Genomic DNA, 25182 nt, shown 5'->3' with positions numbered 1-25182 from the left:
CCGTGTGCCCGCCATTGGCGCGTGTCATCATTTCCGGTTTGCGATCAGGATTGCGCAGCACGTCGATCTCCGTGAAGGTCACGTTCTTCTGCGCGAGTAAACGTTTGGCGGCGTGGCAGAAACCACAAAGCGGGCTGGTATAAATTTCAACGGGCTGCATCTCAGATCCTTTGTGCTTTGCTTCGTTGTCTGCCATTTAGGTGTCCTTTGCAACGCGTGCCAGCGTGGCAACACACACATCTTTGGCATTTGCATTGAGGCAAGCCTCGGTTGCCGCTTTCAACGTCGCCCCCGTGGTCAAAACATCATCCACCAACAAAACCGAGGCTTTGTGTAGCATTTCAGCATGTTTCGGATTGGCACAGATGGCCCCGGATAGCTTTTGCCTGCGCGCGGCGGCTCCCAACCCTTCCAAACTGCCCAAGCCTCTGACACGTAGCAGCAGATCAGGACAATACGGCAGCGAGAGATTCCGAGCCATTGCCTCCGCCACAAGCGCTGCTTGATTATACCGCCGCCGCAAATAACGCCATCGGTGCAAAGGCACCGGCGCCACAAGCGTATTGGGCTTCAAAAGCGGCTGAGCAGCGCCTGCCAGCCACTTGGCAGCGGGCCGCACGATATCTGTGCGATCTCCATGCTTCAGAGCGAGAACCAGACTGCGCCCCACGCCACCATACAAGAATGCAGCCCGACCTTTTGACCAAGGCGGACGATCATAAAGACAGCTGTCGCACAATGGAGACATCTCCGAAGCACCATCAATCACCGGTGCGCCACAGGCATCGCACACATCCCCACCGAGAAATGTCACCTCCCGCCAACAGCCTGCACAAAGGGCAAAATCGCTTTCAACCAGCGCTCCGCATGCGACACAACGCGGCGGGAACAAAAGCCTCAAGGCAGTTTGAAACTTGGCCGTCACATGCCTATTGTCCGCAACATGCAGAACACCCCTAAACTCACAGATCGAAAGTCCTTGGAACGCAACCGTGCGCGGGCGGATTTGACCGCAGGTATGTTTCTGCACGAGGCTGCAATTGATGAAATTCAGCATCGCTTAAATCTGGTTAATAGAACCTTTACAAAGTCCGCCATCGTGTCCGGCTTTCCAACGGTTTGGGGAGACGCCTTCCCCGAGGCCCTGTGCGTGCCGGACACCAACACACTAGATCTGAAGGAAACATCATACGACCTTGTCATCCACGCCTTGGGCTTGCACTGGGCAGATGATCCTGTGGGCCAAGTGATCCAATGCCACCGTGCACTGATCAGTGATGGATTTTTCCTCGCCGTGGCTTTTGGCGGCCAAACACTCCATGAATTGCGCGCCTCTCTGGCGCAGGCAGAGGTGGAAATCACCGGAGGCTTGTCACCGCGCATCGCCCCAATGGCAGAAATTCGAGATATGGGGGCTTTGCTGCAGCGCGCAGGACTGGCCTTGCCTGTTGCCGATGCCGTACCTCTCAAGGTGACATATGAAACGCCCTGGGCACTCATGAAAGACTTGCGCATGATGGGGGAAAACAATGCCCTACATGCGCGGCTAAAAAGCCCAACACGTCGCGCAATCATGATCCGCGCCAGCGAAATCTACGTAGATAGCTTCATGGAAAACGGTCGTATCCCTGCAACCTTTGAGATGATTTATCTCACCGGCTGGAGCCCTGATGCCAGCCAGCAACAGCCGCTGCGCCCCGGATCCGCCACAAGCCGTCTTGCAGATGCACTCGGTGCCCCTGAAATCAAACTTCCTAAGTGACCAATTCGAATCGGACCAACCCAATGTCTCACGCCACATGCCCGGCTCATGCCCCAGCGGATCACCCCAAAGTTGCGCGCGGCAAGACCGGTATCTTGCTCGCCAACCTTGGTACGCCTGACGACTACAGCTATTGGCCTATGCGCCGATATCTGAACGAGTTTCTCTCTGACAAACGGGTGATCGACTACCCATCTTGGAAGTGGCAGCCTCTGCTGCAACTGATCATTTTGACAAAGCGACCCTTTTCCAGCGGGAAAGCCTATGAATCGATTTGGGACAAGGAGCGCGGCGAAAGCCCACTCATGGTGATCACAAAAGATCAGACAGCCAAAATCGCAGAAACTATGCAGGACCGTCATGGGGACCAGGTGATGGTTGATTTCTGCATGCGGTACGGCAACCCTTCCACAGAGTCCAAAGTGCGCGAGATGGTCGAAGCAGGCTGTGAACGGATCGTGTTCTTCCCGCTTTACCCGCAATATGCAGGCGCCACATCAGCAACCGCGAATGATCAGTTTTTCCGGGCCCTGATGAAAGAGAAGTGGCAGCCCGCAGCACGCACCGTACCGGCATATTTCGACCATCCGGCCTATGTTGAAGCGCTGGCGCAATCTGTGGAGCGCGCCTACGCAGCGCAGGAGAAAAAGCCGGAACTTCTGGTGGTCTCTTACCACGGCATGCCCAAGCGTTACCTGATGGAGGGAGACCCGTACCACTGTCAGTGTCAGAAAACGACGCGGTTGCTCAAAGAGCGCCTCGGCTGGAAAGACACGGATCTTTGCACCACGTTCCAATCACAATTTGGCCCCGAAGATTGGCTGCGCCCCTACACTGTGGATGAAGTGGCCCGCCTGGCTGAGGAAGATGGCAAAAAGAGTATTGCCGTGATTGCACCTGCCTTCTCAGCCGACTGCATCGAAACGTTGGAAGAAATCAACGAAGAGATCAAAGAGAGCTTTGAAGAAGCCGGCGGGGAAGACTTTTTGTATATTCCCTGCCTCAACGATGATGCCCTGCACATCGAGGCGCTCTGTAATATCATTGACGAAAACATGGGCGGCTGGATCAAATAATTCCAACCGCGTAACAAAGACTCTCTTGCGCAGGGGTCAACCTCCTGCACAAGACACTTTCGAGATCAGGCTACCTAACAAAAAACAAAAAGGCGGGGATAACCCCGCCTTTTTGCAATTCAAGTGCTGTATGTATCAGCCTGCAGCTGCAGCAGCAACAACGACCAACAGCAACAGCGGAATCCAAACGTCATTACCGGAGCTGCCAGCGGCTTCTTCGATAACAACAGGTTCAACAACTGGATCGGCCAGGCCGCCAGCAAATGCAGTGGAAGCGGCAGCAGTCAGAGCAGCAGCGAGAACGAGTTTCTTCATAGTATCCTCCAGAATTCGCTTGCCACCATTACAATGAGGGCGATGACAAGCACCCAAGACTTACCTCGTAGTCCACGTCTAAACAGTAAATCTCTGCAATTGCAAAGCTAAGATTATTATTTGATATCTAACGAAGCCAAAATGTCGTCAAATAAGCAACACTTGCGTGCCAACTTTTGTCAATGAAAACAACTCCGCAATGTGTTCATTGTACAAACCAATGCAGCCATTTGACGACCGTCGACCAATCTTGCGAGTGTCATGCGTCCCGTGAATTCGGTAATAGGTCCAACTCAAATAAAGCGCGTGTGTTCCCAACGGGTTATCAGGACCAGGCCCGACAAAATCAGGCCATTCCGGATTGCGCTCTTTCATTGAAGGTGTCGGACGCCAACTAGGACCTTCCACTTTTCGCACGACCTCCGTTCTGCCCAAACGTGTCAAATCCTCCGTCAACGGCACGGAAGTCGGGTAGAGTTTGTAGATTGCCTCATCTTCTGACCAAAAATGCAGCGCGCGCGACGTCACGTCCACAAGGACCGCACCGTTGTTGAGATTGTCAAAATAGGGCGCCCAGTCCAAGGATCGGAAGCTGGAAATATTACGCACCACGCGCTCATCCAGATCACCTTCTAGCTCTGTGGTGTCAGATTCCGTTTGTGCAAGTGCAGGCGCACTCAAAAAAGCTGCGCCGCTCGCCAAAAAGGCTCGGCGGCCTAAGGTCTTGGACCGTTTCACCATCATCATTCTCTCCAGCAACCAAATCTAACAGGCAACACCATCATATTGCGGGAATGCCGCAGTCGCAAACCAATCCCCGCTCATTAGACATATGTCACATCGATGTGGGTTTTCATGGCAACGTCGGACGGGTAGGAGTGAGCCAACAAAAAGGTGGGACAGTATTCAAATGCGTGCAATTGCTCTTTTGCTGGTGGCAACTCTTGGTTTGGTGGCCTGTGGCCCAGGTGGCGGTGCGTCGGGCGCTAAACAGTATAAAATCTCTTCAAGCAGCACTGCGCGCGTTCAGTTTCGCGTACTGGATTCCATCAATGCCCTTCGTCAGGCCTCAGGCGCCCAAACCGTTGAATTGAATGCGCAGCTGAACGCTGCCGCCGCAACACATGCCCGTGACATGTCTTTGCAAAACAGGCCATGGCACTTTGGATCTGATGGCTCGTCTCCGCTCGATCGTGTGGCCCGCGTTGGCTACACTGGTATTTTGACAGGCGAAACCATCAGCGAAACATATGAAACAGAAGTCGAAACGCTGGCAGCATGGATGGAACAAAGCGATACCCGCGCCGTGATCCTCGACCCAGAGGCTCAAGATATGGGGTTTGCCTGGTTTCAAGAAGACAACGGCAAAATTTGGTGGACGCTGGTAATGGGACGTCAAATTGGCACACAATCTAACGTCCAGTTGGCCCAGTTTTAAGGGTAGATTGAGATCACTGTGCCGATTTTGACCATGGCGTAAATCTCGCGCATTTCTTTGTCCGTCACAGCGATACAGCCGGCTGTCCAGTCGTCCTTGCCGTTCTGAAACGCCTTTGGGCGGCCGTGGATGAAGATATCACCGCCCGGAGATTGGCCGATGGCTGCCGCATAGGCCCGGTCTGCGGCATTGGGATAGGAAATCCCAATCGATAGGTAAAACTTGCTGTTGGGGTTGCGACGGTCAATGAAATAGTCGCCCTCAGGTGTCCGGCCGTCCCCCTCGACCTGCTTATGTCCAAGCGGTGCAAAACCCAAATCAACATCATAGGATTTCAACACCTTTTTATGGTGCAGCAAATACATCTTGCGGTCTTCCTTGAAGACTGCAACGCGCGTCACTTCTGGACCATTATATGTGATGAATTTGCTGGAGCATGATGCCAGCGTGAACGCCATAACGGCGATCAAAAATGCGGAAAACCAACGCATTCCGTGATTCCTTGGTGTAAGTTTTTACTGCCTCTGCGCGTAGCCTATCAGACCTGCACGCACCGTGTCTTTCACGGCTGTGTGATGCGCTTTAATTCCGAACAAACCTTGATGCCAGTTCAATATGTGACGACCAGCGAAATTGATCCACGGTCTGCACCCACTCCAGAGCGTATCCAGCATGTATGAGCGTGGCGGCATCGCGTGCGAACGTCACTGGATTGCAAGACACATAGGCAATTTCAGCAATCTTAGAGCGCGCCAACTCCGCGATCTGCGCCTCAGCGCCAGCCCGAGGGGGATCAATGATCGCAAAGTCGTATCGCAGATCCTCAGCAATCACTGGATTTCGAAAGAGATCACGTGCTTCTGCCGTGACCTTCTTAAGCCCTTGCGCAGAACGCCAGCCTGCATCAAGTGCCGTCACCATGGTTTTTTCCCCCTCAATGCCATGCATCTGCGCATAGCGCGCCATGGGCAAAGTGAAGGTGCCGCATCCCGCGAAAAGATCGATCCCAGACTTCCCGCCAGTGATCGCCTCCTGTACAGCAGCCAAGAGCGCCGCTTCACCGTCTTTGGTAGCCTGAAGGAAAGCGCCAGGAGGGGGGACAACACGGGCGTCCCCAAACTTCTGATAGGGCGGCGTCCGTGTGGCGATGACTTCTCCATCCCAAGAAAGCCGCGCCAAACCAAAGCGTTCCGTCTCCTGAGCGAGACGTGCCAAAAGCGGGCCCTCCAGTGGCTTACCGCCCCGCACAGCCAGATCAAGTCCGGTTTCCGACAAGCTGACCGTGGCGCTGATTTCACCCTTGCGCGAGCCTGCGATCTGGCACAGCTCTGCGACGATGTCCAAAGCCGGCATCAGATCCGGGTGCAACAGCTGGCAATCTGGCACATCAACGATGATGTCAGATGCACGCGCATGAAATCCAACCAATGCGCTTTTTTTGGTCCGCCGGGCAGAAAGCACCGCACGCCGTCGCGAGCGCGGCGGGGAAGTGATGATCGGTTTCAGGTCTGTCTCAACACCCTGTGCGGCCAGCGCCTGACGCACAATCTCCACCTTCCAGTCTGCCAAAAAACCATCTGTAGCATGTTGCAGTTGGCATCCACCGCAGGATTTAAAGTGACGGCAAGGCGCTTTGACACGATGCGCCGAAGGCTCGACAATCCGTATGTTTTTCAAACGGTTGCCTTCAACCTCCCCTTCGATGATTTCGGTAGGGAGGGTCAACGGGGCATAGAGTGGACCGTCGGCGATACCATCGCCGTGCAGGCCCAATCGCTGGATGGTGATCTGGCTCATGCCCGACCCCTAGCGGGCGCGGGGCATGAGGTCAAACCCTGACAGGCTTTACTCCGCAGCCTCATCAGCATTCAGGAAACCACCAGATTGCCGTGCCCAGAACCCGGCATATTGGCCACCCAGTTCCAGAAGCTCGGCGTGTGTGCCCTGCTCTACGATATACCCTTGATCTAAAACCAAAATACGATCCATCTCGGCAATTGTTGACAGGCGGTGCGCAATGGCGATGACGGTTTTGCCAGCCATCATGCCATAAAGCGTGCTTTGGATGGCGGCTTCTACTTCACTGTCGAGCGCGCTGGTGGCCTCGTCAAGCAGCAGAATCGGCGCATCCTTGAGAATCACTCGTGCCAGAGTGATCCGCTGACGCTGACCGCCGGAGAGTTTCACACCGCGCTCCCCAACGTGGGCATCATAACCTTTGCGGCCCTGCGGATCTTCAAGATCCAGAATGAAATCATGCGCTTCCGCCTTTTGCGCGGCGGCGATCATTTCCTCTTCACTGGCGTCCGGCCGACCGTATAGCAGATTGTCCCGAACAGAGCGGTGCAGCAGCGAGCTATCTTGTTGCACCATTCCGATGGCATCGCGCAAGCTATCCTGTGTGATCTGGCTAACATCCTGATCATCAATCAAAATACGACCGCTTTCTGCATCGTAGAACCGCAAGAGCAATTTCACCAATGTGGATTTACCGGCACCAGAACGCCCGATCAAACCCACCTTTTCACCCGGGGCAATGGTGAGGGAGATCTTGTCCAAGCCCCCGCTGCCGCGCCCATAGTGGTGTGACAGTGCGTCAAGTTTGATTTCACCGGATTGGAACTCCAGCGGTTTGGCGGATTTTTCATCAACAAGATCAATCGGTTGCGCAATGGTCTCCATACCTTCGGCAACCACGCCAAGTTGACGGAAGAACGACGTCAGCGCCCACATGATCCAACCGGTCATTGCGTTGAGCCGCAAACTCAGTGCGGTTGCGGCAGCGACCACACCAACGCTGGCCTGCCCTTGCATCCACAGCCAGATTGACCAGCCCACCACGCTGACAATCAGTACGCCGTTTAACGTCACCAGCATCACATCCATCAACGTGAAGATCCGCATCTCCTGCTGGAAAGTTTCACGTGAATATTCAATGGCTTCTTTCGCGTATTCCAGCTCTCTTTTGTTGTGCGCAAAGAGCTTTACAGAATGAATATTTGTATAGGCATCCACCACGCGGCCGGTCACTTGGGAACGGGCATCAGAGGATTTTTGGGACGCCGGGCCCACGTGTTTGACCGTCCATCGAACAAGGCCTCCATAGAGCAGCAACCACCCCAGCATCGGCAGCACCAAACGCGGGTCGGCATCCGCCAAAAGCACCGCTGCGCCAACCACATAGGCGATGGAGAAGGTGATGGCGTCAAACACCTGAAAAACCGCTTCACCTGCTGCGGGAGGGGTTTGCATGATACGGTTGGCAATACGGCCCGCGAAGTCATTCTCAAACCAGCCAACTGATTGACGCAAAACATGTTTATGGGCGCGCCAGCGGATAAGCGTGCCGAAGTTTGGCAGCACCGTATTGTTCAGCAACAGAACGTCCAGCGCCTGAAGCGCAGGGCGCAGGAACAAGACAAACAGCACAACAGCGATGAATTCGCCCGCATGATCGGCCCAGACCTGCGCCGGATCCCCCGACAACAGATCCACAATCCGCCCCATATAGGCGATCAAACCGATCTCAACAGCGGCAACGACAACAGAGATTATGGACGTAATTACAAAGACTTTGCGGAAGGGCCGCGCATATTCACGCATGAAGGGCCACAGCTTTGTGGGCGGGGCGTCGACTTCATCATAGTCGCAATAGGGGTCAACAAGGGTCTCGAAAAACTTGAACATGGAAAGTCCTGAAAAAGGTCATAGGTGCAAAATGAAATGACAGGCCGCATCCGGCTGCCACAGCAGTCAGATGTGGTTATGAAAACCAGATCCCACGAAACATTTTGCACTCCTTCTCATGTTTGAGTTGTGTCCATGCTGACGAAGTGTTGCGCGCCAGTCAACCTCTGATTAACCACGTTTTTTGCACGTCGGTATCCCGGGGGTATCGCGGCAGTGGCATTTTCATGTCCTCAAAAGTAAAAACAGCCCGTACGGGCCCCGTTGCCGGATGACGCTGATCGGACAACGGGCACACACTCATAGCGCGCAGATTTAATCCGCAGAAACTCGCTCATCAGGGGCCTGTCGCCGGGTTTCCAGACTTGCATAATGCCACCAAATCTTCATTAACATTTTATTAGCGAAGCTGTGAAGCGGCGGCCAATTGAGTTGGAGACACGCCCCACCCCTTGCAGGAGACGTTGAAAGGCAATGGTGTGAACAGGTCTATACGCCATATAGCGTTCGCCTTGAGCCTATTGGGGGCTCCAATTATGAACCTCTCTGTGAGGGCGGAAGCCATGTCACAAACAAAACCGGTGATTGTTGTATCTTGTCCAGATGTGCCCGGCCACGGAGACCATTTGTGCCCCGCGCTTATCGCGTCTTTGACGCAGGCGGCACCGGAGCACGTGGTCCAAGAAACCGCAAATGATGATACGACCCGGCCTGAAGACCTGCATGTGACATTGGTCATGCGAGACGCCACAGATTATCGGCTGATTGGCACTTTGGAGTGGCGCACACAACAGCAGCCGCCCTCTTCCGGACCAGAAGTTGAGCTCACCGTGATGGACAGTACGATCCGACCAGGAATGTATCGTCAATTTACGGATGAACTGATCAAGGCAAATGCCAAATTCGTGGCAAATGACACAAATTGAACACGTTTGAATATTTAGGTCCCCCGTGTATGCGGGACGTGATTTGAAGGAGATGAATGCATCATGTGTATTATGTGTGCAGCAACAGCGACATTTGATCCAAACCGGCACCCAGGCGAGGGACCTGTGCAGGCTCTGATCACGGAAGGCAACGACGCCGCAGCCGGCGTTGGTACCAACTATACAATTTCTGTAGGCGACACCTTCAACGGCACGCTTGATCGGGCTGGCGATCGGGATTGGGTGGCCATCGAATTGACGGCTGACACGTGGTACGAAATAGGCCTCTCAGGCGCAGCCACAAGCAGCGGCACATTGAGTGACCCCTATCTGCGTCTCTATGATTCCTCAGGCAACCTGATTGGCGAAAACGATGATGGCGGGCAGGGATATGAGTCTCTGCTTGGCTTCTCAGCGAGTTATACCGGCACATATTACATCGCTGCAGGGTCTTATCGTGATGGCGGGCAGGGGACTTATGAGATTTCTGTCGAAACCGCCGTACCCGGCACGGTGGATGAACTGGCCGACTTCCTCACCGAAGGCTTCTGGGGCAGCGAGCGTCATTGGAACACCAGCTCTGACAACATCATCTCTGTCAATATCACCGGGCTGACTGCGGCAGGTCAGCAGTTGGCCCGCTGGGCTTTTGAAGCCTGGGAGATGGTGGCCAACCTTGATTTCCAAGAAACCAGCGGCGCAGCCGACATCACTTTTGATGACGAAGATAGCGGGGCCTATGCACAGTCCACAGTCGGCGGCGGCTTTATCACCTCCTCAAGTGTCAACGTTGGTACCGGATGGCTGTCTTCATATGGCACGACATTGGGCAGCTATTCTTTCCAGACATATGTGCATGAAATCGGCCATGCCATCGGACTTGGCCACCAGGGCGGCTATAACGGCTCTGCCACCTATGGTGTGGATGAGACCTTCAGCAATGACAGCTGGCAAATGTCGATCATGTCCTATTTCAGCCAATCCGAAAACACGACGGTGGATGCCAGTTACGCCCGCCTGCTGACGGCGATGATGGCGGATATTGTTGCGGCTCAAAACCTCTACGGCGCGTCAACCAGCACGGATGGCAATACCGTCTGGGGATCGGGCGCAAATCTGGGCAACTACCTTGATGATGCTTTTGCGGCGCTCGACGGCTCTGGTGATACCTCCATCTATAACGGTGGCCCTGTTGCTCTGACGATTGTGGACAGTGGCGGCAACGATCTGTTGAATCTGCGTCCCTACAACACGGATTCCCGCATTGACCTGACCCCTGGCACCTTCTCCGATATCAATGGGCTAACCGGCAATCTCGGCATCGCGCGGGGCACAGTGATTGAGCGCCTGACCACCGGCAACGGCAATGACACCATCACGGGCAACTGGGCCGGGAATGTGGTGAACGCAGGTGGCGGCAACGACAGTATCGACGGTGGCGGCGGTTGGGACAAAGTCTGGGCCGGAGATGGCAATGACACGGTTCTGGGTGGCGAAGGCAATGACACTCTGGGCGGCATGAACGGCGATGACCGCCTTTGGGGCGGCAATGGCGGTGACCGGCTTTATGGGGGGGCCGACAATGACACCCTTGGCGGTGGCGCCGGTGAAGACAGGCTGTTTGGCGGCACCGGACATGACACGCTGCGCGGCAATGGCGACAGTGATTTCCTGCGCGGTGGTACAGGCAATGATGCGCTGTTTGGCGACGACGGCAATGACACGCTTCTGGGTGATGACGGTCAGGATACCCTGATAGGCGGCAATGGTGCAGATTCCCTGCAGGCAGGTGGCTGGGCTGATGTGCTGGAAGGGGGCGCAGGGGCCGATACGCTGCTGGGGGATGCAGGCAGCGACACTTTGCGTGGTGACGCGGGCAACGATAGCCTTTCTGGTGGCTCCTACCATGACATGCTGAATGGCGGCGCGGACAACGATGTGCTGCACGGCGATGGCGGCAATGACACGCTGTTTGGTGGCGCGGGCAACGACACGCTTTATGGAGGCAGCGGTAATGACCGTCTCTTCTTTGGAGCGGGCAATGATGTAGGCGACGGTGGATTGGGCGCGGATACTTTTGTCTTTGGTGCAAATGTGGGCAGCGACAATACGATCAACAACTTTACCGTCAGCGAGGGGGACCGCCTGAGTCTGGACGACGCCCTTTGGCTGAGTGGGCATGGCACGCTCTCGGCGGCAGAGGTCCTCTCCACCTTTGGCAGCACTGTTGGCGGTGATCTTGTGCTGACCTTTGATGGCGGACAGTCGATCACCTTGAGCGGTCTTGGCACAACCGCCGGGCTGGAAAGCGCTCTCGACCTCTTCTAAAGGCGCAACAGAGTTTATTGCCTAAGGAGCGGCTTCATCTGAGGTCGCTCTTTATATTTGCATGGTACGCTCCGGAAAACCTGACCTTGGGGCAGTCACAGACTCTCCTCTGGGCTGAAAACGAGCAAAAATACCAAATAAAATTTGCCCAACCGATCAAGACGCGCTTAGGTATTGCTCATATTTTTTCAAAACTTTGAGTTTGAGTATGACGGTATATGTTTTCGCCGGTTTTACGGTGACCGAGAATCTTATTTCCACCAGGAACCCCGTGCGGTCGGTTGAGACGACCGAAGTGACATTTGGATTGTCAGAGGGGCGCGATTATATTGTCTATTTGCCGACCAATCCGTCCCCCGGAGAGCTGCCTTTCATTTCTCCAGAAAGCGTTACAGAGTTTATTGCGTTTGGCAGTCAGTCTTCCGACAACATCAGAGAAAACGGCGCATCCTATGTCCAGCCACGGCTGGGCGAAATCACCTGGTCGGGCGGCACATCGCAAGTCTTAGTCTACGAGGCCAGACAGGGCGCGACTCTCACAAGCACTTACATATACTTGGGCGGTGCCCCTCTGCCGGAGATCACTTCTGTGGCCGAATGGATCGCTTTTGAAAGCTCCATCACCAGTCGAGATGCCATTAACAGCGGCCCTTTTGCGCCTTTGACGCTGATCCCTTATGATGATCTGCCGTATTTAGACAGGCATGATACGACCCATATCACCAACCAACCCGGCGTCACCACGTTGGAAGGGACCGGCCGGGATGATATGATCCTTGCGGATGGGACACATGTTCTTGGCAGCTTTGGCAACGACGTGATTTCCTATGTGAATACCGAAGATGGGACGTTTTCCTGGCTTGAGTACAGCCGGCTGGCAACAGGTATCACCGTCAACTTTGATCAGGCGGAACAGCACTCGACCGTGGATTTGAGCCCGACCATATCGCAGAATCTGATCGATTTTTTTCGGGCGATGGACACAGGTCATGGCAATCGGGCCATGGTTGATGGCACCTGGTTTGATGATGTGTTCAACATCAACCTCAACGCAGCCTCATGGCTGTCTTTGGGCGGGCGGAGGGGCGATGATGTCTTCAACCTTTCCGGCAGCGGCACCATTACGCTGGAATATGGGCAGACGTTTTTTGGGATCACCGCCCGTTTGAACACGGGCGTGATACAGGACGGGGTTGGAGGGACAGACCAGGTCAACTTCTCTGCCGATCATAGCGTAACTCTGAACATTTTGGGATCACGCTATGCAGACAACATCACGGGCAGCACACGTGACGAGGGTTTCGTGGTGAGCGGCGGTGACGATACTTTGCGCGGATGGGGCGGGCGCGACAGCCTGCTGGCGAACTCCGCAGACGTATCAGATCTTTTCGTCAATCTGACCACAGGCATTGCGACCGGGCAGTATTTAGGTCAGTCGTTTTCCCTCAGCCTCGGCGGAATCGAAGATGTTGCTGGCAGCCTCACACATGGCAGCAGGCTGGCTGGCGATGCGAACAACAACCGTCTTGAAGGTTTTGCCGGCAATGACACGCTCTTTGGGGCTGGCGGTGATGACACGCTGATCGGTGGGGATGGCAATGATCTGTTTTTCGGATCAAACGGCGATGACAGCATGTTTGGCGGAGAAGGCAACGACACCTGGCAGATGGGTCAAGGGCTGGACATGTTTGACGGCGGTGCCGGAACTGACCTTGTGATTGTCGCGATGGACAACTTCGGCATGGGCGCAAACGATGTGGTGCGAGCCGTGATTGGGCTCAATGGCGGCATTCAACTGGGCGCCTCCCTGAATGGGGCAGCACTGACCTCCGTGGAAAACATCCGTCTTCAGGGATCAAACGACGTTTTTGTTTTTGGGGATTATACGGGCAACGCCGTATCCACTGGCTTCGGAAATGACTCCGTGCGTGGCGGCGGCGGGTTTGATCGAATCTGGACCAACAACGGCAATGACACACTCATGGGTGAGGCCGGCAATGACACGCTTGGCGGCATGGCTGGCGATGACGTTCTCTGGGGCGGGGCGGGTCAAGACCGGCTGTTTGGCGGCGTAGGCAACGATACGCTTGGTGGGGGACAGGGCAGCGACCGGCTCTATGGTGGGATCGGAGATGACACCATGAACGGTGGCAGCGAAACGGACTCCCTTTATGGCGGGGATGGCCATGACGTTCTGCGTGGCGGCGAAGCATTTGACTTAATCCGCGGCGGCAACGGCAACGATCTTCTCGAAGGGGAAGAGGGCAATGACTACATGTTGGGTGACAATGGGCACGACACCCTGAATGGGGGATCTGGTGACGACTACCTCAATGGCGGCGGTTGGGGGGACAGGCTCAACGGAGGCATGGGTAACGACGACATGAACGGAGACAGGGGCAACGATACCCTGTCTGGCGGCGCAGGCAATGACACCCTCTACGGCGGCCGACAAAACGACGCGCTTTACGGCGGCATCGGCGCGGATTCCCTATTTGGAGAAAGCGGAAACGACACGCTGTTTGGCGGAAATGGAGATGACTTCATTTCCGGCGGCGGCGGCAATGATCGTCTGGTTATGGGAGCCGGCAATGACGTGGCCTTTGGTGGCTCAGGGGCTGATGTTTTTGTCTTTGGGCGCGGCGGCGGTGCCTCAAACCGGATCCAAGACTTCACCATCTCAGAGGGTGATCGGCTGGAACTGGATGATGCGCTTTGGCGTGACACCTATGGCACGCTGACCGCAGAGCAGGTGATCACCATTTTTGGCAGTGGCCATGGTCTTGGCATCGGGCGCGAATTTGTTCTGGATTTCGGCAGCGGCAATGTGCTCACGCTGGAAGGCTATACCAGTTTTGACCAGTATGGGTTGATTGACATCGTTTGACCTGTTGACGTTTCTGGCGCGGCGGCGCATGAGCCGCGCCGATCCTTTTGCGCCCTGCCAAATCATAGGCTTCGCAGGCCCATTTGCGGCGTGTTGACTCGTGGATTTACTGCACTCAGCGCGGTCTATGCTACCACTGATGCCTGTCAAAAGTGGTGTTTCCCCCAAAGAAAATAGCTTTTTGTTTCAGTGTACTGACTGGATTATACCCATTGTTGCGCTGAGAATGGATTGCCGTAACGGTAATATGCCTTATAGGTTGGTTAAGATTTTATTAGAACTTTACTAGGGGGCATTCATGACCATCCATCGTATCTCGAGCTATGTTATTGTCAGAGACGCTACCACACAGGGTGACCCGATCACTGGCTTCAACGCACTTGATCTGACCGTGGCGGTTCCTGACAGCCAGACAAGCTTCTCCTACACAGTGCTCAACCCAAACCCCGGCGACTTGCCAGAGGTGGATATCAACTCCAATGACCTCCTGACTGCGATCAGCGGCATCAGTTTTGAAGAGCTCACAACGGACACCACGCTGGAAGCGTTTATCGGTGAAGTGTCCTGGGGCGCGGGCAACACCACGCAGGTCATGGTTCTGGAATTCTTTGGCGACGATGAAGATGTTTCCATCGTTGTGCGTCTTGGGGGCACGCCATTGCCCTCAATTGCAAGCATTGCGGATTTCGAGGCTTTCGAAAATTCAATCACCAACGTGGGTGCCATCACCAGCGGGCCCTTTGCTCCGGGTGCCAATATTCCTTTTGCAAGCCTGCCCAACACCACCACACTCGCAGATAACCAAATTCTGGGCACTGATAGTTCAGATGAGCTGAGTGGCACGGCCGGAAATGATCTGATCTACACGGGTCGCAATGACGGTGAAGACACCGTGGTAGCTTCTGCAGGAGACGATTACATCGTGCTGACCGGCAGTACTGCCGGCAACTTCTACTACTTCAACTACGAAGATCTGGCCGGTCCGATCACGGTCAATATCGATGCAGACTGGGCGATTGCCTCCGTGAACAAAGGTGGGCTTGGCACCGACACCTATATCGATCTGTTCCGGGCCGCGAACTACGACACCGGGGACGGTGTTTGGTTTGATGGCACCGCGTCGGATGATGTGTTCAACATCAATCTGGACGATCGCACCTGGATTGGGCTGTTTGGGGGTGAAGGGGACGATACCTTCAACATCACCGATGGTAATATTGTTCGCCTCGCGTTTTATGATGGCAACACCGGCGTTAACGTGAACCTCAACACCGGTGTTATTCAAGATGGTCTTGGCGGTACTGACACCCTCAACCATGACGCAAACTCCGACGCGCGCATTGAGATTGAGACGGATAATAACAATGACACCATTGTGGGCAGCGATCGCAACGAACGTTTCATCCTCGGGGCGGGCACTGACAGTCTGAACGCGGGCGGCGGTTGGGACGTGCTGCGTTATGATCGTCGTGGCGTCGACTCCGTCGAGTTCAACCTGTTTGCCGGCACGGCAACCGGCATGTGGGATGGCATGGCGTTCAATCATTCGATCAGCAATGTCGAAGAGGTGCGTGGCTCTCGTGAGGGCAATGACCGCATGCTGGGCAACGGGTCTGACAACCGCTTTGAAGGCCGCGGCGGCAATGACACCATGAACGGCTTTGCTGGCAATGACACGCTTGACGGTGGGGACGGCAACGATCTGTTCCTTGGTGGTCTGGGCGATGACAGGATGTATGGCAGAGCCGGTAATGACATCTGGCGCATGGGCAGCGGCACGGACTTTTTTGACGGCGGTGACGGGATTGATCTGGTCGAGATCCGGCTGTCCAATTTCAACCTGAGCGCTTCGGATGTTGTGGAGGTCAATCTTGAGACTGGCGACAGTGGCGTGGTGGGCAATCCCAACCTGCGCGATACGCTGGTGAATGTGGAAAATGTCACCGTAATTGGCGGCAATGACACCCATCTGACCGGTAGCAACGCAGCGAATGTGCTGATCTCCGGCTTCGGGGACGATCTGCTTGAAGGTGGCGGCGGGTTCGACCGTCTGTTTGCCAACGCCGGTCAGGACACGATTTTTGGTGGCAATGGCAATGACAGCCTTGGCGGAAACGACGGCAACGACCGACTCTGGGGCGGTGATGGCAACGACCTGATCTTTGGCGGAAACGGCCATGATACAGCCGGCGGCGGCAACAATGACGACCGTATTTTTGGCGGCAATGGCAATGACTCGCTGTTGGGCGGTGGCGGCAATGACTTCATGCGCGGTGGGTCACAGCATGACACACTCTCTGGCGATGCAGGCAACGACACCCTGTATGGTGAGAACGGCTTTGACACTCTGCTGGGCGGTCAGGGCAACGACACGCTCAACGGCGGTGGCTGGGGCGATTTCCTGGATGGAGGCAACAACAACGACCTGATCTTGGGCGAAGCTGGTAATGACACCATGCTGGGCGGCGCAGGTAATGACACTATGGATGGTGGATCGAGCCATGACAGCATCAATGGTGGCGGCGGCAATGACAGCCTAGAGGGTGGATTTGGCTTTGACACGCTGATCGGTAGCTGGGGCGACGACACCATGAATGGCGGCGGCGGCAACGACCGCATCGAGTTTGGACCCGGCAATGACCAAGCCACTGGTGGTTTGGGCGCGGACACCTTTGTCTTCGGCACGGATGCGGGCAGCTCCAACACGCTGTTTGATCTGACCGTCGGTACAGGTGATCGCCTGCAGCTTGATGATGCATTGTGGACGGGAAGCCATGGCCCGCTGACGGCAAGCGAGGTTCTGTCTACCTTTGGCAGCAATGTGGGCGGGGACTTTGTTTTGACCTTTGACGGCGGTCAAACGCTCACTCTTGATGGCGATGCGGGCTTCTTCCAGCATTGGTTGATTGACATCATTTAACAGCAAAAACGCATGGGCGTTCAGTCAACCGGCCGTTCTTTGCGACGGCCGGTTTTTCTTTGTGCAATAACCTTTTTATACCTGCTGCAGGGTCATCAGATGCTCGACACGTCCGGGGTTTCACGGCATACCTGAGACCATTAATCCATCGAATTTTTTGCAAGGATATCCGCGTGTCGACCCCTCTTGAAAAACTCATCGCAAAGAAAATTGGAACGCTACGCAAAGCTCATTTGCCTGAATCTGCAATATTGGGGGAGCCTTTGATCCCCGGCGTGTACTTTAGCTGGGATAGCAACAATTGTGACATCACCCTCGCGCTGAGCCGCCCGAGGCCGGGTTTGCTCATGCGTATCGACGGCAGCGTCAAAGGGACGCCACGGTGGGTAACCCTCAATTTGGTGCTCGAAGAGGCCGAGATTTCCGTCGATACGGTGTTGGGTGTTGTGGCCAGTATGAACGGTTCCGGCGCAAAGACCCTGCCACTGTTCATTCGCAGCGTGCGCGAAGGAGAAACAGGGGATACGGTTTTTGATGAACCTCTGGTCATACCCAATGGAAAGCGTGTTTCAGTGGCGCTTAATCGGCTATCTGACAGCGCTTTCGCCGCTGGTGGGAAGGCGTTTCATACGCTTGTCATCAACCTGCCAACGCAAGATTTTGAATTGGCGTTGGAAGATCTCAGCGTGTTCTTCTCTCCCGCCAAAACGGATGCGGCTGAAGACTAATCTGCCCGATGCACCCATGTGTTGCCTGTATCAGGTTTTGGGCGCACGGAGCGTTTTGAGAATGGCAAACAAGGCACTCGATGATCTGGGCCCAGAGTCCACATCTTTGGGAAGAAAGCCATGTCCGAGACCTCCGCGCGCCTGTCCCTGCCCTATCTCGCAGCAAGCCAGGCTCAAAAACACGTCACCCACAACGAAGCGCTACGTCTGCTGGATCTTTGGGTTCAGCTTGTGCTGGAGGGTTTTGACGCTGATACACCGCCTGTGGCCCCGGAGGACGGGCAGATCTGGGCAACCGGCGCAGCACCGACCGGCGATTGGGCGGGCCAACCGCATTCGCTGGCCATACGGGACAGTGAATCCTGGCAATTCACACCTCTGGTGGCTGGCTGTCGCGCGCTGAGCCGTGTGTCAAACACCCTGCTGCTTTGGGCGGGCAACAGCTGGCAGCCCCTGCCCCCGCACACTGACAATCTGGAAGGTCTGGGCATCAAGACAAGCTTTGATGCAACCAATCGCCTGTCTCTGGCTGCCACCGCCAGCCTGTTCAGCCATGCGCCAGAGGGCGGCGGGCACCAGCTCAAACTCAACAAAGCTCTGACCGAGGACACGGCCTCTCTGCTGTTTCAGACCGGCTGGTCCGGTCGGGCCGAAATGGGCACCACTGGGGACGATGCGTTTGCCATCAAAGTGAGCGCCGATGGCACAAACTGGCAAACCGGCCTGCGATTTGACCCGACCAATGGACAGGCGCAGGCGCCAAACGGCCTGAGTGTTACGGGCAGCATCACAGGATCTGCGGTACAGGACACCCCCTCAGACACCACAGCAGAGCGTTTGATGACTGTTGGGGCCTTTGGCCTTGGTCTGCATGACCAAAGCGCTGCACTGCCGCCCGAAGATTCATTGGATGATCTTCAGATCCAAGGGTTCTGGCGCTATGGTTCCGCCACAATTGGCGCACCCAGCAGTGCTGGAATGATGCTCCATTTCACGCGCATTCCCAGTTCCAGCTTTGGTGGAATGTTGCAGATGGCCATCAGCCATTTGGGAGATGTCTATTTTCGTGCCCGGGCCGCAGACGGGTGGAATAGCTGGTCACGGATCTGGCAGAATAGAAACACAACCGTGGATGCCAATGGTTTTCTGAAAGAAGCCAGCCCAATTCTGCGCCTGTCTGACACTGGCATTGAGGCCCCGGCAGACCCGCTGGAGGCAACTTTTGGGAAACCCGATGTGGGCCACTACCAGCTGCACAATGTCCCCCCCCTGGCGGGGGTTGGCTGGCAAATTGAGGTGCCGCAAGATGCCAATGGCAATCGTCTGGTCTTTGTACAAACCCGGTATGACGCCACGCTGCGCTGTCTGGACATTCATACAAGTGCGGTGCGTTGGGAGGGCGCTTGGGTGGCTGGTGCTGCCAAGAACATCCCTGCCGCGCGTTGGATTGACCTGAGATTTTCAAATGATCCGACGGCCAAAAGTGAAAAAGGCGACCCTGACTAGGCCGCCTTACTACGCGCTTTTGCAAAGGCAGTTTAGCCTTTGGCACCCTGCCCGCGGGCATAGACATCTTCGTAGCGGATGATGTCATCTTCGCCGAGGTAGCTGCCGGTCTGCACCTCAATCAACACCATGGGCACTTTGCCGGGGTTCTCCATGCGGTGCACGGCGCCCAATGGGATGTAGACAGACTGATTTTCACTGACCAGTTTGACCTCGTCGTCCACGGTGACTTTGGCTGTGCCTTCCACCACAATCCAATGCTCCGCACGGTGATGGTGGCTTTGCAGGCTCAGTGCGGCACCGGAATGCACGTGAATACGTTTCACCTGAAAGCGGTCACCAACCACGAGGCTTTCAAACCAGCCCCAAGGGCGGAAATCGCGCGGCAAAATTTCCGCCTGCGCCGCACCTTTTTCCTTCAGCGCAGAAACCGCCTTCTTCACGTCCTGCGCCCGGTCTTTGTGGGCGACCAGAACGGCATCGGGCATGGCCACGGCGATCACATCCTCAAGACCAATGCCCACCAGCTGCTGGCTGCTGTCTTCGGCCCGCAGAAGGGTGTTTTCACATTCAATCGAGGTGGCCGGGCCGCTGAGCACAACGCCGTTGTCATCCGGGCCGCTTTCCATCCAGACCGCATCCCAGCCGCCCAGATCAGACCATGCGCCGCCGTACGGCACCACAGAGAGATTATCGGCTTTCTCCATGACAGCGTAGTCGATGGAAATATCCTCCATCTGGCTCCATGCCTCTGGATCCAGGCGGGTGAAGCTGAGATCTTCTTCGGCGGCGTCCACTGCTGCGCGGGCCTGCGCCAGCATCTCAGGCGCATGGGCCTCAAAAGCCGCAATCAGCGCATCCGTGGCAAAGAGGAAGATCCCGGCATTCCAAAGGTGCTGCCCCCCGGCAAGCAGGGTTTCGGCCTTGGCGGCGTCAGGCTTTTCCACAAAGCTCTTAAGCGGTTGTGCCACCGGGGCAAAATCAGCCTCCGGGCTCTGGCTCAGCTCCAGCCAGCCATAGCCGGTTTCGGCACGGTCTGGTTTGATACCAAAGGTCACCAGCTGACCGCTGGCGGCGGTTTCGGCGGCGGCCTGAACCGCATCGCGGAACCGGGTGCTGTCGGGGATCACGTGGTCAGAAGGCGCCACCAGCATCAGAGCGCCCGCCTCGCGAGCCTCCAGCACCAGAGCGGCCGCGAGGATGGCAGGCGCAGTATTGCGGCCCTCAGGCTCAATCAAGGTCGCAGAGGCGGCAGTGGATTTCGCCGCCAGCTGTTCGATTACGATAAACCGGAAATCGGACCCGGTGATCACCAGAGGGGCGGCAAAACCGGGGCCAGACAGGCGTTCCGCCGAGGCTTGAAACAGGCTGTCTTCGCCGGTGAGCTGGGCAAATTGTTTGGGGTAGCTCTTGCGGCTGAGCGGCCAGAGACGTGTGCCGGAACCACCGCAAAGCAACAGGGGATGAATGATCTGTGACATACTGAAATTGTCCTTGGGTAAAATTATCCGCGAAACGAATCCTGGTTATCAAGGAACCAGCGGTAGGTCTCTTTCACACCGTCCTCCAACGCCACGCTCGCTGTCCAGCCCATATCGGCCAGTCGGCTGACATCCATCAATTTCTTCATGGTGCCATCCGGCTTGGTGAGATCCTGCGTGATCTTGCCTTTATATCCGGTCACTTCAGCAATCATATGTCCCAGATCCCCGATGGAGATATCGCTGCCAGTGCCGACGTTGATGTGGCTGAGCATTGGATCGGTATTGGCTTCATAGATGGCTTTGTCGAGCTCCAGCACAAAGAGGCTGGCCGCGGCCATATCATCCACATGCAGGAATTCGCGCATGGGTTTGCCCGTGCCCCACATGACCACCTCTTCCTGACCGGATTGCGCTGCCTCATGGAAACGCCGGATCAGGGCGGGCATGACATGGGAGTTTTCAGGGTGGAAATTGTCCCCCGGCCCATAGAGGTTGGTGGGCATCACAGAGCGGTAATCCACGCCATATTGGCGGTTGTAGCTTTCACAGAGCTTGATGCCGGCAATTTTCGCCACCGCATAAGGCTCATTGGTAGGCTCCAGCGTGCCAGTGAGCAGCGCATCTTCTTTCATCGGCTGCGGCACAGCCTTGGGATAGATGCAGGAACTGCCGAGTTGCAGAAGCTTTTTCACACCGCAGGCATAGGCCTGATGGATGACATTGCACTCCATCATCAGGTTTTCGTAGATGAACTCTGCCGGGTAGGTGTTGTTGGCATGGATACCGCCCACCTTGGCCGCCGCGAGGATCACCACGTCGGGCTTTTCATCCTGCATAAAACCGCGCACAGCCCGCTGATCGGTGAGATCAAGCTCTGCGTGGGTGCGGGTGATCAGCGTGAGATCTTCCCCTGCATCCTTTCGGGCCTGCAACTGACGCAGAATGGCGCCTCCGACCATGCCACGATGGCCTGCGATGTAGATTTTTTTTGTCATTTACTTCGCCAAATCTAGGTCAAAGCAAGCCGTATCAAACGGCTTGTTCCAGCTTGCCTTCACGAAAAGCCTTTGCAATTTCTGGGGTGAAACTTCCAGCTTCTACAACCTCTTGAAGCGCTTCCAGCTCTTTCAAATAAGCCTCTGGCAGCTCTTCTTTGGCGACGCTCAAACCACCGGTTCTAACGTGCTGGCCCTCTTGCAAGCTCTTCTTGCTTGAAATACGCACCTGCGTTTTTTCAACCAGATTGATCGCATCAAACAAAGAACAAGGAGATCCGATGAACTTTGTCACCTCTTCAATGAGTGGCACAGCATCCTGTACCATGCTCTCATAGTTTACCATCAACGCATTCGGCTGATCTTGCCATGACAAGCGGTGACGCACAGCGCGCAAAGCGAACTGGCGGCCTTTTGTGTCCAACCAATTCAACTTATCTTCGCTGCTTGTCTTATTCATACGCAACTGGTGGTGAAACCACGAGACAACTGAGTCGGTCAACTTGCGGTATGTCACAACCACCTTGATGTCGTCTGCAACCAAAAACTTGTAGCCTTCAGAATACTCAATATGTGTCTTGAGAAGCGTGGTCCCTTCTTTCCACTCACCGCTCGCAACATACCCTTCGAGTTTGTCAGGATCCACAGACGGGTTCTTCCAATCGTTGGCCCACTTCTCAGATGGATAGGCTGGGCTCAAGTAGTTGCGAAGGATGTTTTGCATCCAGGTGGATCCGCTTTTCGGTACGCCGTTGTTGAGAATAAGCATCGATGAATTCTTTTCTATGTCTTGGGGTCAAATTTGCGATCAAACAGCAGTAGCTTGAGCGGGTTCCATTTCAAACGTCACATCCGCCGCCCCTAACAGCGACTGTGTTCTGCTATAAATACCTTCAAGTTCTTCAGTGATTTCTGCTGGTATTTCTATGGAGTTACGTTTTTTATCTGCGTATCCGCGATGCGCAGTACTTCCACCTGCACACACTTTTTTACGTTCGCCCGTCCGTACAAAATTCAGTAGTGCCTCGCCCGTCTCATCAGGAGCTGCTGCCAATTCTTCCTGTGCAATGATTGTAAGTTGCGAGGACGGCACAGTTTCAAGTAACCGCCCGATGTGCACATCGTAACATAGGCGCTCTTTAGCATATCGCTCATAATACTCAGACAAAGAAGCTGTCGCGTAAAAATCGCGCTCTTTATAGGCAAAATGGTTCTTATTGCGCCCGGTGACAGCAATCTTTGTATGCATGTTGTGCCAGGAAATGAGGGATTTGACCGGATGGCGGTAACAAAGAACCAAGCTCATTTCCGAATTCAATTGTAGCAGCTCCTGCGTGCCCTGCGACGTAAATGCCCGTGCAACAAATTTATGGGCAAGGACATCACAGGCCGGGGCCGATTCTCGATATCCTTCGAGGTCTTTGGGAGGAATTTCCAAGGAGTCATTTCCGGTTCGAACGACATACACTCGAGGATCTTTTTCGACGATCCGCATCAATGCAGATGTGCCGCATTTCGGAAAACCAATCACCGATAGTTCATGCTTTGATTGCGTAGCCATAGTAAAATTCCTGCATGATTGAATATCCGGATAAGCTTCCGGTAATAGTCGGGCGCCCGCTCAAAACACGGACAACCCGGGATCAAACTAAAATAGCAATATCAAACAGCTAACTTAACCCAGGAGTGGATTACGCGCGCTGCAGTTCGATACCTTTTTTCTTCATAACACGAAGAGCATGACGCATGGCTTGACGGTTTTCTTCCTTTTCAAGCTCCCATGCTGCTTTCATTTCGTCTTCGCTCGCATCCGGATTTGCCAGCTTGAATTTGGAGCGCCAAAAGATACGCGCTACGTCTTTGCTGAGTTCCATGGAGATACCGGCTTTGTCAAGTTTATCACTCATTTGAATGTCCTTTCAATTTTGAGCTTTAAAAGTAATTGTTGAGTAGTCACGACCACTCATACGGTGGCGTGCAGTTAACCATTTTCAACGGAAACAGGCACTTCCATGCCGTGCTCTTTCAACAACGCGTGGCGCTTTGCGACCTGCAAATCCTCGCGCACCATCTCGGCGCACATTTCCTGCACCGTGATCTCTGGCTCCCAGCCCAGTTTCTGTTTGGCATTGGCCGGGTCGCCCAAAAGGGTTTCTACCTCTGCCGGGCGGAAATAGCGGGGGTCGATGCGCATGATCACGTCGCCCACTTTCAGCGCCGGTGCATTGTCCCCTTCAATCGCAGCCACAGTGGCAATCTCTTCTGTGCCGCTGCCCGTGAATTCAAGCGTCACGCCCAGTTCCTGTGCGGACCAGGCGATGAACTCACGCACAGAATACTGCACGCCGGTGGCGATCACAAAGTCTTCGGCCGCATCCTGTTGCAGCATCATCCACTGCATGCGCACGTAGTCCTTGGCATGGCCCCAGTCGCGCAGGCTGTCGATGTTGCCCATATAGAGGCAAGGCTCCAGACCCTGTGCAATATTGGCCAGACCACGGGTGATTTTGCGCGTCACGAAGGTTTCGCCACGGCGCGGGCTCTCGTGGTTGAACAGGATGCCGTTACAGGCATACATGCCATAAGCCTCACGGTAGTTGACGGTGATCCAGTAGCTGTAAAGCTTGGCCACCGCGTAAGGCGAACGCGGGTAGAACGGGGTTGTCTCCCGCTGTGGGATTTCCTGCACCAGACCGTAGAGTTCAGAGGTCGACGCCTGATAGAAGCGTGTTTTCTTCTCCAGTCCGAGAAAGCGAATGGCTTCCAGCAAGCGCAGCGTGCCGATGCCATCCACATCGGCGGTATATTCCGGCGCTTCAAAGCTGACCGCAACATGGGACTGCGCCCCAAGGTTATAGACCTCATCCGGCTCCACTTCGCGCAGGATCCGCGTGAGGTTTGAGGTATCGGTCAGATCGCCATAATGCAGTTTGAAATTGGCGTTATCGACATGCGGATCCTGATAGATGTGATCCACACGGCCGGTGTTGAACAGGGAGGCACGGCGCTTGATGCCATGCACCTCATAGCCTTTTTCCAGCAGGAACTCAGCCAGATAGGAGCCGTCTTGGCCGGTCACGCCGGTGATAAGAGCTTTTTTGGTCATGTAATGTCTACTTCTACAATTCGG

At 55.1% G+C, this 25182-nt stretch carries 22 protein-coding genes; 9 read left to right on the top strand and 13 right to left on the bottom strand.

The window, feature by feature from the left end:
• Both SHM7688_RS04815 and SHM7688_RS04810 read right to left on the bottom strand, forming a co-directional pair.
• On the bottom strand, positions 1 to 160 hold a 160-nt coding region (locus SHM7688_RS04815), incomplete at its 3' end, for a glutaredoxin domain-containing protein (RefSeq protein ID WP_306341257.1).
• Positions 161 to 196: 36 nt separating this feature from the next.
• Entirely contained in the window at positions 197 to 925 is a 729-nt protein-coding gene (locus SHM7688_RS04810) for a ComF family protein (protein ID WP_058238834.1), read from the bottom strand.
• A gap of 18 nt (positions 926 to 943) precedes the next feature.
• Between SHM7688_RS04810 and SHM7688_RS04805 the strand changes: the two genes are divergently transcribed.
• Positions 944 to 1762: a methyltransferase domain-containing protein gene (locus SHM7688_RS04805; protein ID WP_058239015.1), complete on the top strand. Its 819-nt coding sequence runs from the start codon at positions 944 to 946 to the stop codon at positions 1760 to 1762.
• A 23-nt stretch (positions 1763 to 1785) separates the two neighbouring features.
• Positions 1786 to 2838 carry a ferrochelatase gene (hemH, locus tag SHM7688_RS04800; RefSeq protein WP_058238833.1) on the top strand — a complete coding sequence of 351 codons (1053 nt, stop codon included), beginning with the start codon at positions 1786 to 1788 and terminating at the stop codon, positions 2836 to 2838.
• A 135-nt stretch (positions 2839 to 2973) separates the two neighbouring features.
• Here the strand turns inward: hemH and SHM7688_RS04795 are convergent, their stop codons facing one another.
• Both SHM7688_RS04795 and SHM7688_RS04790 read right to left on the bottom strand, forming a co-directional pair.
• Positions 2974 to 3153: a hypothetical protein gene (locus tag SHM7688_RS04795; protein WP_058238832.1), complete on the bottom strand. Its 180-nt coding sequence runs from the start codon at positions 3151 to 3153 to the stop codon at positions 2974 to 2976.
• Positions 3154 to 3300: 147 nt separating this feature from the next.
• Positions 3301 to 3897, bottom strand: a complete 597-nt coding sequence (locus SHM7688_RS04790; RefSeq protein WP_058238831.1) for a L,D-transpeptidase — start codon at positions 3895 to 3897, stop codon at positions 3301 to 3303.
• Between the two features lie 166 nt (positions 3898 to 4063).
• Between SHM7688_RS04790 and dalA the strand changes: the two genes are divergently transcribed.
• Positions 4064 to 4591 carry a divisome-associated lipoprotein DalA gene (gene dalA, locus SHM7688_RS04785; protein ID WP_058238830.1) on the top strand — a complete coding sequence of 176 codons (528 nt, stop codon included), beginning with the start codon at positions 4064 to 4066 and terminating at the stop codon, positions 4589 to 4591.
• On the opposite strand, the gene SHM7688_RS04780 is transcribed toward dalA, so the two are convergent.
• The 3 genes from SHM7688_RS04780 to SHM7688_RS04770 all read right to left on the bottom strand — a co-directional run bounded on the left by SHM7688_RS04780 (position 4588) and on the right by SHM7688_RS04770 (position 8278).
• Positions 4588 to 5082: a L,D-transpeptidase family protein gene (locus tag SHM7688_RS04780; protein ID WP_058238829.1), complete on the bottom strand. Its 495-nt coding sequence runs from the start codon at positions 5080 to 5082 to the stop codon at positions 4588 to 4590. The two genes, dalA and SHM7688_RS04780, sit on opposite strands and share 4 nt — an antisense overlap.
• Before the next feature lie 91 nt (positions 5083 to 5173).
• Positions 5174 to 6388, bottom strand: coding sequence for a class I SAM-dependent RNA methyltransferase (locus SHM7688_RS04775; protein ID WP_058238828.1), 1215 nt, complete (start codon positions 6386 to 6388; stop codon positions 5174 to 5176).
• Positions 6389 to 6436: 48 nt separating this feature from the next.
• Complete coding sequence (locus tag SHM7688_RS04770) at positions 6437 to 8278, bottom strand: ABC transporter ATP-binding protein (RefSeq protein ID WP_058238827.1); 1842 nt, start codon at positions 8276 to 8278, stop codon at positions 6437 to 6439.
• Positions 8279 to 8841: 563 nt separating this feature from the next.
• Here SHM7688_RS04770 and SHM7688_RS04765 point away from each other — a divergent pair.
• From SHM7688_RS04765 to SHM7688_RS04740, 6 genes are all read left to right on the top strand, one after another.
• Positions 8842 to 9204 carry a hypothetical protein gene (locus SHM7688_RS04765; protein ID WP_058238826.1) on the top strand — a complete coding sequence of 121 codons (363 nt, stop codon included), beginning with the start codon at positions 8842 to 8844 and terminating at the stop codon, positions 9202 to 9204.
• A 63-nt stretch (positions 9205 to 9267) separates the two neighbouring features.
• A complete protein-coding gene (locus SHM7688_RS04760) occupies positions 9268 to 11532 on the top strand; it encodes a M10 family metallopeptidase (protein ID WP_083498921.1) in 2265 nt (754 codons plus the stop codon).
• A gap of 208 nt (positions 11533 to 11740) precedes the next feature.
• Complete coding sequence (locus SHM7688_RS04755; protein ID WP_058238824.1) at positions 11741 to 14419, top strand: calcium-binding protein; 2679 nt, start codon at positions 11741 to 11743, stop codon at positions 14417 to 14419.
• Positions 14420 to 14717: 298 nt separating this feature from the next.
• Positions 14718 to 17339 carry a calcium-binding protein gene (locus SHM7688_RS19550; protein ID WP_058238823.1) on the top strand — a complete coding sequence of 874 codons (2622 nt, stop codon included), beginning with the start codon at positions 14718 to 14720 and terminating at the stop codon, positions 17337 to 17339.
• Between the two features lie 173 nt (positions 17340 to 17512).
• Positions 17513 to 18067 carry a hypothetical protein gene (locus SHM7688_RS04745; protein WP_058238822.1) on the top strand — a complete coding sequence of 185 codons (555 nt, stop codon included), beginning with the start codon at positions 17513 to 17515 and terminating at the stop codon, positions 18065 to 18067.
• Between the two features lie 120 nt (positions 18068 to 18187).
• Positions 18188 to 19573, top strand: a complete 1386-nt coding sequence (locus tag SHM7688_RS04740) for a DUF2793 domain-containing protein (protein ID WP_058238821.1) — start codon at positions 18188 to 18190, stop codon at positions 19571 to 19573.
• A gap of 32 nt (positions 19574 to 19605) precedes the next feature.
• Here the strand turns inward: SHM7688_RS04740 and SHM7688_RS04735 are convergent, their stop codons facing one another.
• The 6 genes from SHM7688_RS04735 to gmd form a co-directional block, all read right to left on the bottom strand.
• On the bottom strand, positions 19606 to 21054 hold the full coding sequence (locus tag SHM7688_RS04735) for a mannose-1-phosphate guanylyltransferase/mannose-6-phosphate isomerase (RefSeq protein WP_144432486.1): 1449 nt from the start codon (positions 21052 to 21054) through the stop codon (positions 19606 to 19608).
• Positions 21055 to 21077: 23 nt separating this feature from the next.
• Positions 21078 to 22052 carry a GDP-L-fucose synthase gene (gene fcl / locus SHM7688_RS04730; protein ID WP_058238820.1) on the bottom strand — a complete coding sequence of 325 codons (975 nt, stop codon included), beginning with the start codon at positions 22050 to 22052 and terminating at the stop codon, positions 21078 to 21080.
• A gap of 34 nt (positions 22053 to 22086) precedes the next feature.
• Positions 22087 to 22821, bottom strand: a complete 735-nt coding sequence (locus tag SHM7688_RS04725) for a sulfotransferase domain-containing protein (protein WP_058238819.1) — start codon at positions 22819 to 22821, stop codon at positions 22087 to 22089.
• Positions 22822 to 22860: 39 nt separating this feature from the next.
• The gene (locus SHM7688_RS04720) at positions 22861 to 23613 is read right to left on the bottom strand and encodes a sulfotransferase family protein (protein ID WP_058238818.1); all 753 of its coding nucleotides are present in this window, start codon (positions 23611 to 23613) and stop codon (positions 22861 to 22863) included.
• Positions 23614 to 23743: 130 nt separating this feature from the next.
• Positions 23744 to 23959 (bottom strand): hypothetical protein, encoded by a 216-nt coding sequence (locus tag SHM7688_RS04715; protein ID WP_058238817.1) that lies wholly within the window; start codon positions 23957 to 23959, stop codon positions 23744 to 23746.
• A gap of 74 nt (positions 23960 to 24033) precedes the next feature.
• Positions 24034 to 25158: a GDP-mannose 4,6-dehydratase gene (gene gmd, locus SHM7688_RS04710; protein WP_058238816.1), complete on the bottom strand. Its 1125-nt coding sequence runs from the start codon at positions 25156 to 25158 to the stop codon at positions 24034 to 24036.
• Positions 25159 to 25182: the final 24 nt, after the last annotated feature.

The sequence above is a fragment of the Shimia marina genome, from assembly GCF_001458175.1.
Lineage (GTDB): Bacteria > Pseudomonadota > Alphaproteobacteria > Rhodobacterales > Rhodobacteraceae > Shimia > Shimia marina.
The sequence above is the reverse complement of the archived record's forward strand: the minus strand, read 5'-3'. Positions and strand labels throughout refer to the sequence as shown.